Genomic DNA, 7,508 nt, shown 5'->3' with positions numbered 1-7,508 from the left:
CGGAGGCCGGGGGCACCCGCTTCGTGCTCGGGCCGCCCACGGACCCGCGACCCCTGCCGCCTGCCCCGAGTCGCGCAGCCGTGGGCGCCGGGGGCCGGTCGGCGACGAGGGCCGCCTCGGATGTGATCCACTGCAAGGTGTCCATCCGTCGTGTTCTCCTGAGGAAGCCCCGTTGAACTTCTGGTCGATCTACCAGCACGGCTTCGCACGCATCGCCGCGTGTACCGGCCACTCCGCCATCGCCGACCCGCATGCCAACGCCGAAGCCGTCCTGCGCCAGGCGCGCCGGTGCGCCGAGGACGGGGTCGCCGTCGCCGTCTTCCCCGAGCTGGGCCTGACCGGCTACTCGATCGAGGACCTCCTGCTGCAGGACGCGGTCCTCGACCAGGTCGAGGAGGCGCTCCAGACCGTCGTGGCCGGGTCGGCGGAGCTGCTGCCCGTGCTGGTCGTCGGCGCCCCGCTGCGCCATCGCCACCGGATCTACAACTGCGCGGTGATCGTGCACCGGGGCCGGATCCTCGGCGTCGCGCCCAAGTCCTACCCGCCGAACTACCGCGAGTTCTACGAGCGGCGGCAGATCGCCTCGGGCGAGGACGAACGCGGCGGCACGATCCGGGTGGCCGGCACGACCGTCCCGTTCGGCGTGGACCTGCTCTTCGAGGCGGAGGACGTCGCGGGCCTCGTGCTGCACGCCGAGATCTGCGAGGACATGTGGGTCCCGGTACCCCCGAGCGCGGAGGCGGCCCTGGCCGGCGCGACCGTGCTCGCCAACCTCTCGGGCAGCCCGATCACGGTGGGCCGCGCCGAGGACCGCCGGCTGCTGTGCCGCTCGGCGTCCGCGCGCTGCCTGGCCGCGTACGTCTACGCGGCGGCCGGACTGGGCGAGTCGAGCACCGACCTGTCCTGGGACGGCCAGACCATGATCTACGAGAACGGTGTGCTGCTGGCCGAGACCGAGCGGTTCCCGCTCGACGACCAGATCGCGACGGCCGACGTGGATCTCGACCTGCTGCGCCAGGAACGCCAGCGGATGGGCTCGTTCGACGACAACCGCCGCACCCACGCGGCCCGGACCGGCGGCTTCCGCCGGGTTCCGTTCCGGCTGGATCCGCCGACCGCCGACCTCGGGCTGCGGCGCCGCGTCGAACGCTTCCCGTTCGTGCCCGCCGACCCCGACCGCCTCGCCCTGGACTGCTACGAGGCGTACAACATCCAGGTCGCGGCCCTGCAACAGCGGCTGGCGGCGATCGGCGGCCCGAAGGTCGTCATCGGCGTGTCCGGCGGCCTCGACTCCACGCACGCGCTGATCGTCGCCGCCCGGGCGATGGACCGCGCGGGCCGTCCGCGCAGCGACATCCTGGCCTTCACCCTGCCCGGCTTCGCCACCAGCGACCACACCAGGGACAACGCCCACCAGCTGATGCGCGCCCTCGGCGTCACCGCGGCCGAGCTGGACATCTCGCCCACCGCACGCCTCATGCTGCAGGAGATGGGCCACCCGTTCGCCTCCGGCGAGCCGGTCTACGACGTCACCTTCGAGAACGTGCAGGCCGGGCTGCGCACCGACTACCTCTTCCGGCTGGCCAACCAGCGCGGGGGCATCGTGCTCGGCACCGGCGACCTCTCGGAACTGGCACTCGGCTGGTGCACCTACGGCGTGGGCGACCAGATGAGCCACTACAACGTCAACTCCGGGGTGCCGAAGACGCTGATCCAGCACCTGATCCGCTGGGTCGTCAGCAGCGGCCAGGTCGACGAGGGCACCGGCCGCACGCTCGCCGCCATCCTCGACACGGAGATCAGCCCGGAGCTGGTGCCCGGCGAGGAACTGCAGTCCACCGAGTCGAAGATCGGCCCCTACGCGCTGCACGACTTCACCCTCTTCCACGTGCTGCGCCACGGATTCAGGCCGTCGAAGATCGCCTTCCTGGCCTGGCACGCCTGGCACGACCGGGACGCCGGCGCCTGGCCCCCGGGCTTCCCCGAGTCCGAGCGGATGGCGTACGACCTGCCCGAGATCCGGCGCTGGCTGGAGGTCTTCTGCCGCCGCTTCTTCGCGTTCGCGCAGTTCAAGCGCTCGGCCATGCCGAACGGCCCCAAGGTCTCGGCCGGCGGCTCCCTCTCGCCGCGCGGCGACTGGCGCGCCCCGTCGGACAGCACGGCACGGGCCTGGCTGCGCGACCTCGCCCGCTTCGACACCCCGGACGAGGAGAGCCGGCCGCTCCGCCCGTGAGTTTTCGGCACCGGAGACGGGAACGAGGGAAGAATTCCTCGTCCCTTCCCCTCTGGTTGGAGTTCGCCCTTCTCACGCTCGCACGCTGGCCCCTGACCGGCCCGCCCGGGGCCGGTGCGTGCCGAGTGCGAGAGGAACCCCATGACCACGGAACGCGTGCTGCCCGCCGAGGCCCACCGATGGCGCTGGCCCGCCCTGACCGCCCTGCTGCTCGGCGAGGCGATGAACCTGCTGGACGCGACCGTCGTCCAGGTCGCCGCGCCCGCCGTCCACGCCGATCTGGGCGGCCCGGTCTCCGACGTGCAGTGGTTCGGCACCGCCTACACCCTGCCGTTCGCGGTGCTGCTCATCACCGGCGGCCGCCTCGGCGACCTCGCCGGCCGGCGCCGCCTGTTCGTCCTCGGGGTCGCGGCCTTCACGGCAGCCTCGGTGGCCTGCGCCCTGGCACCCACGGCGGGCCTGCTGATCGCCTTCCGGGCGGTGCAGGGCGCGGCGGCGGCCCTGATCATTCCGCAGACCATCGGGCTGATCAAGGCGATGTTCTCGGGGGAGGAGACGGCGAAGGCGCTGGGCAGCATCGGCCCCGTCATGGGCCTCGCCGCCGTCTGCGGACCGGTCCTCGGAGGTGTGCTCACCCACGCCGATCTGTTCGGCTCCTCCTGGCGGGCCGCGTTCCTCGTCAATGTGCCCGTGTCCGCGGTGGTCCTCGCCCTCGCCCCGCTGCTCCCGGAGGACCGGGCACCGATCCGGCCGGTCCTCGACTGGCCGGGCACGGCAGTGGCGGCGACCGGCACCGGGCTCGTCGTGTACCCCCTCATCGGAGCCGATGTCACCCGACTCTCCATGGAGCGGTGGGCGTTGCTGCTCGCCGGGCTTCTCGCCCTCGCCGTGTTCGCACGGCACCAGCGGCGCTCGGCCCGGCCCCTGCTGGAGCCCGGCCTCTTCAGCCACCGGGGCTTTCCCGCCGCCCTGGTCGCCTCGACCGCCTTCTTCGCGGTGACCAACGGAATGACCACGGTGGTCGTCCTCCAGCTCCAGCTCGGCGCACACACCGGCGTGCTGGCGGCGGGCCTGAGCCTGACCCCGTGGTCGGCCGGTCTCGCGGTCGCGTCCTGGCTCGCGGGCGCCCGTCTGGTACGACGGTACGGACGCCGGGTGATGCCGTACGGGCTCGGCACACTCCTCGCCGGCCTGCTCGCCGCCGTCGGGGCCTACCGTACGGCCGCCCCCGGTCACTACCCGGCCGCGCTGCTGCCCGGCCTCGCCCTGATCGGCCTCGGCGCCGGCCTGTTCACGCCCGCCTTCTTCACGCTCGCCCTGCACCCGCTGCGCCCCCGGGAGATCGGCTCGGCGGCCGGGCTGCTCAACGCGGTCCAGCAGCTCGGGGCCACGGTCGGGGTGGCGGTGCTCGGCAGTGTGTACCTCGCCGGCGCGGGGACCAAAGGCCCGGGCTCGGCGCCGCACGCGGCCGAGGCCGCGTGCTGGGTGGCGATGGGGCTCGTGGGGGTGTGCGCGGCCGCGAGCGTCCGAGTGGGCGCTCCGACCTGCCGTAGCGGACCCGCTGTCGAGGACCTGCCGTAGCGGACCCCCTGCAGCGGACCTGCCGTAGTAGACCCGCAGGAGCGGACCCGCAGTACGTCCGCCCCGGACCGAGCGACGGAAGACCTGCTCGCCCTGCTCACCGGCAGGGCATGACGGCGGCGGCGTCGGCGTCACGGGCAGGGCGCGACGCCGGGGGTGACGGCCTCACCGGCTGGGCGCGACGCCGGCGGTGTCAGCCTCAGGGGCAGGGCATACCGGTGGTGTCAGCCTCAGCGGCAGGGGCCCAGCACCGGCGGTCTCCGTCTGACCGGCGGGCAGGGAAGGCGGCGGTGTCAGACGGATGCGCGGCGCAGCCGGGGCAGGTCCGTCAGCGACGGGCTGGCAGCCTTCAGGGTGCGCAGTACGGGGCTCGTCTCCAGCGTCCGGACCGCCCGCAGCGCGCCGAGCCGCCGGGTGAGATAGCGGTGCAGGTCCGCCGGGTCGCGGCAGAGCGCCTGGGCGACCAGGTTCGTGGGCCCGGTGGTCGCCGCCACGAAGGCCAGCTCGTCGTGGCCGGACAGGGCGAGGGCCACCTCCTCCAGGTCGGCCGGGCGCACCGACAGCCACAGCAGCGCCCGGGCGCGCACCCCGAACAGCCCGGCGTCGACCTCCACATCGAAGAACAGTGCGCCCGCCGCCCGCAGTTCGGCCAGCCGCCGGGCCACGGTGGCGGGCGACCAGCCGGTTGCCCGCGCCAGATCGCCCTGGCCCAGCCGGCCGTCCTTCTCCAGCGCGGCCAGCAACTCGGCATCGCCCGGCTCGGGTTGTCGTACCCCCTCCGTGGTGATCCGGTACGCCAGCGCCGCCTGCTGCTCCTCGTCCAGCGCCCGGGCGCTGCGCCGCCAGTTCGCCGGACCGCCCAGATAGGTGTGCAGCAGGCAGTGGGCGGACACGGCGGTGATGCCGCCGGTGCGGGGGATGTCCCGCAGCAGGAGGGAGTCGGGGGAGGCGTCCGAGGCCGGGGCGTGGATCACCGCGGTGATCTCGGTCCCGCCCGAGGTGAGCTTCACCCACGAGGTGTCCGGCCGCCGCACCAGTGCGGCGGCGATGTCCTGCGCGGACCGGGCCGTCGCGGTGAGCCGCACCAGCCACTGGGTACGGCCCGCCCGGTGCGGGTCGGCCAGGCCCACCACCCGCAGCCCGGCCTCGGTGCGCAGCCTGCGGTAACGACGGGCGACGGTCTGCGCCGACACACCGAGGACCGCCGCGATCCTGCTGAACGGCGCCCGGCCGTCGACGTGCAGGGCGTGGATGAGGGCACGGTCGAGGTCGTCGAGCATGCCCCCATCCTCCCCGTCCCGGCGGACCCCGGTGGATCAGAGGTCGAACTCGTGCGGCGGCAGGTCGAGCGTGTAGCAGGCCTCGCGGACCACGGCCTGCTCGGTCTTGTCGAAGTCGCCGTCCGCACCGCCGATGACGATGCCGATCTGCACGACGGCGCGCGCCTCGGCGGGCTTCTTCTTCGCCTTGGAGATCTCCTGGAGCACGCTCACCTTGCCGAAGTCGAAGTCGGTGGTCAGCCTGTTCAGGTTCTCCTCGAAGCGGCGCCTGAGGTCGTCGGCCGGGAAGTTCTGCAGTACCTCGTTCGTGGCGATGAGCTGGGCCACCCGCTGCCGCTCCGCCGGGTCGATGGTGCCGTCGGCGGCGGCGACGAGCGCGCACATCGCCATGCTCGCGTCGCGGAAGGCACCGCTCTTCAGGTCGTTCTTCTTCGACACCAACTGGGTCTGCATCTGCGACGCCGACTCCTTGATGCGGTCCCACAGGGCCATGCGAACTCCTCGTATCCACGCTCGGTTGCTTCGACAGGAACGTCTGCAGCAACGCTTGCCGCAACTTCTACAACGACGTAGAAACTGATGGGCCGGTCGATAAGTTCCGACGACCGGGACCGGATGAGGAGTTCCCGGGCAATCCGTTCGGGGGAGGGCGTGGGGTGCCGGTGCCGGTGCCGGTGCCGGTGGCGGTGACGTACCGGCCTGTCCGGCCGGTCCCCGGCCCGCCCCTCAGGCCGGTTTCCCCGCCCCTTCCTCCAGGCCCTGCGCCGTGGCCCGGGCCTGCCTGCGGCGCTTGCGGCGGCTCACGCGGGGCTCCTGGTCGGGGAGCCAGCCGAAGGCGAGGCAGCTGCCGGTGGCGCCGAGGAGGAGGCCGATGAAGAAGCCGCCCAGGTTCGAGGTGAGCCAGGTGCCCAGGGAGACCAGGATGCCGGTGAGGGAGTAGAAGAGCCGCTGGCCGGGGTTGAAGAGGATCAGCAGGCCCAGCAGCACCATCAGGGTCGGCAGCAGATATCCGGCCAGGCCCTGCATACCGATGTGCATCACGACCTTCATCGAGGCCTTCTCGGTGAACAGGATCTCGCCGCCGCCCAGGGCCAGCAGCAGCCCGCCCCAGAAAGGCCGGCGGGCCCGCCATCCGCGGAAGGCGGGCCCCAGGGGGCGACGTGGACGCTCCGGCATCGGATCAGCAGCCGGAGTCGCTGAAGCGGAGCCTGAGCCCGGGCAGCTTGAAGACGCCTGCCGTGGTGGCGTAGTTGGTCTGCCGCAGGTTGCCGATGTGCACGGTGTCGGCCTGCTGGCTGAAGACACCGATCGAGCCCTTCGCGTTCGCCTTGTTCAGGGTGCTGGCGTCGTTGCCGATCTCGATGTTGTTGAACGCCGCGTCACCCGACAGCTGGGTGGAGTCGGTGGTGAGGTCGCTCGCGGTCACCTTCTGGTCGCCGCTGCCCGCGGTGATCAGCAGGTTGGTGCCGCCGAGGTCCACGCTCTGGCACAGCTTGGTGAGCGTGGCGTTCTTGATCGCGGAGGTGACGACGAGCACCTGCCCGCCGGTGTCCCCGGCGTTCGGGCTGCCGTCCGCCATGTTGTCGAGCCCGCCGAACTGCTCGAAGCCGGTGCCGTTGAGCTCCGTCGCCGTGACCGTGAACGGCATGCCCGAGATCGCGAACTGGACACCCAGCGCCCCTTGTGCGGTGAGGATCGCGAGGCCCGCGGCTACCACGGTGGCGGGCACCGCCATGACCGCGGCCCTGCGCAGCCGGACCCGCCCTCGTCTCTCACCGCCGTCGGCGGTCCCGGATGCGGCTGATGCGTCGGAAAGTGAACCGCTTTCTGGGTTCTCGGGGGTGTTGTCGGCGGACGAAAAGTCCGGGGACGAGGCCATGTCTGCTCCCATGGGCATAGATCAAATGCGGGTTGGGCTTCAGTGGCGCGTTGTCCTGGCGCGGACAGCGGCTGCCGCGCGAGACTCCTCGCACTCCCGGCGGATGCAAGGGCTTTCTCACTACGCGGCAGTAGCCTGCGAGGAAGTTACCGCCGGTTACTTTGGGGGGTCAAGGGAGTTGTGAAAAAAGGGTGTTGGATGTGCGCGGGCACCGGCGAAGCCGCCCCGGGAGAGGTATGGGACGACGTGCCGGCAACGTCAACTCCCTTGCTGCTGCTTGACGTTGATGGTTGAGCGGGTCTACAACTCTCCCTGGTCTCCCTCGGATCCGTGGCGCCGGATCCGCCGAGCGGCAGCGCCGCTTCCCGGCCTTTCCCAGTAACCGCTCTGCAGCAGCGCGGCATCGGCACGGTCGCCCACCCCTCGGCCTGTGCCCGGCCGCTTCCTGTCCGGCCCGGCCGGAGGCCTTTCCCCCGAGGTCTTCGGCCGGTGCCCGCAGGTCGCCGCTGCCGGTCCGTCACGTACGGAGAAGGCG

The 7,508-nt window shown here is 72.2% G+C and carries 6 protein-coding genes; 2 read left to right on the top strand and 4 right to left on the bottom strand.

All coding sequences use genetic code 11. From position 1 onward, the window contains the following. Positions 1-172 precede the first annotated feature (172 nt). Complete coding sequence (locus AB0H32_RS45160) at positions 173-2,233, top strand: NAD(+) synthase (RefSeq protein ID WP_361134524.1); 2,061 nt, start codon at positions 173-175, stop codon at positions 2,231-2,233. Positions 2,234-2,374: 141 nt separating this feature from the next. After that, complete coding sequence (locus AB0H32_RS45155) at positions 2,375-3,814, top strand: MFS transporter (protein WP_361134521.1); 1,440 nt, start codon at positions 2,375-2,377, stop codon at positions 3,812-3,814. A 293-nt stretch (positions 3,815-4,107) separates the two neighbouring features. Here the strand turns inward: AB0H32_RS45155 and AB0H32_RS45150 are convergent, their stop codons facing one another. The 4 genes from AB0H32_RS45150 to AB0H32_RS45135 all read right to left on the bottom strand — a co-directional run bounded on the left by AB0H32_RS45150 (position 4,108) and on the right by AB0H32_RS45135 (position 6,973). Further along, positions 4,108-5,094 (bottom strand): Lrp/AsnC family transcriptional regulator, encoded by a 987-nt coding sequence (locus AB0H32_RS45150; protein WP_361134518.1) that lies wholly within the window; start codon positions 5,092-5,094, stop codon positions 4,108-4,110. 36 nt (positions 5,095-5,130) lie between these two features. After that, entirely contained in the window at positions 5,131-5,586 is a 456-nt protein-coding gene (locus AB0H32_RS45145; protein ID WP_361134515.1) for a tellurite resistance TerB family protein, read from the bottom strand. Between the two features lie 234 nt (positions 5,587-5,820). Next, positions 5,821-6,270, bottom strand: coding sequence for a DUF6114 domain-containing protein (locus AB0H32_RS45140; RefSeq protein ID WP_361134512.1), 450 nt, complete (start codon positions 6,268-6,270; stop codon positions 5,821-5,823). A gap of 4 nt (positions 6,271-6,274) precedes the next feature. Beyond that, positions 6,275-6,973 carry a DUF6230 family protein gene (locus AB0H32_RS45135; protein ID WP_361134509.1) on the bottom strand — a complete coding sequence of 233 codons (699 nt, stop codon included), beginning with the start codon at positions 6,971-6,973 and terminating at the stop codon, positions 6,275-6,277. Positions 6,974-7,508 lie beyond the last annotated feature (535 nt).

The organism is Streptomyces sp. NPDC020362, assembly GCF_040642095.1.
Lineage (GTDB): Bacteria > Actinomycetota > Actinomycetes > Streptomycetales > Streptomycetaceae > Streptomyces.
This window is presented reverse-complemented; position numbering and strand designations above follow the sequence as displayed.

Excerpts from the sequence above, each read along its gene's own strand:
- AB0H32_RS45155 (WP_361134521.1), top strand. The coding sequence starts at position 2,375 with ATGACCACGGAACGCGTGCTGCCCGCCGAGGCCCACCGATGGCGCTGG.
- AB0H32_RS45150 (WP_361134518.1), bottom strand. The coding sequence starts at position 5,094 with ATGCTCGACGACCTCGACCGTGCCCTCATCCACGCCCTGCACGTCGAC.
- AB0H32_RS45145 (WP_361134515.1), bottom strand. The coding sequence starts at position 5,586 with ATGGCCCTGTGGGACCGCATCAAGGAGTCGGCGTCGCAGATGCAGACC.
- AB0H32_RS45140 (WP_361134512.1), bottom strand. The coding sequence starts at position 6,270 with ATGCCGGAGCGTCCACGTCGCCCCCTGGGGCCCGCCTTCCGCGGATGG.
- AB0H32_RS45135 (WP_361134509.1), bottom strand. The coding sequence starts at position 6,973 with ATGGCCTCGTCCCCGGACTTTTCGTCCGCCGACAACACCCCCGAGAAC.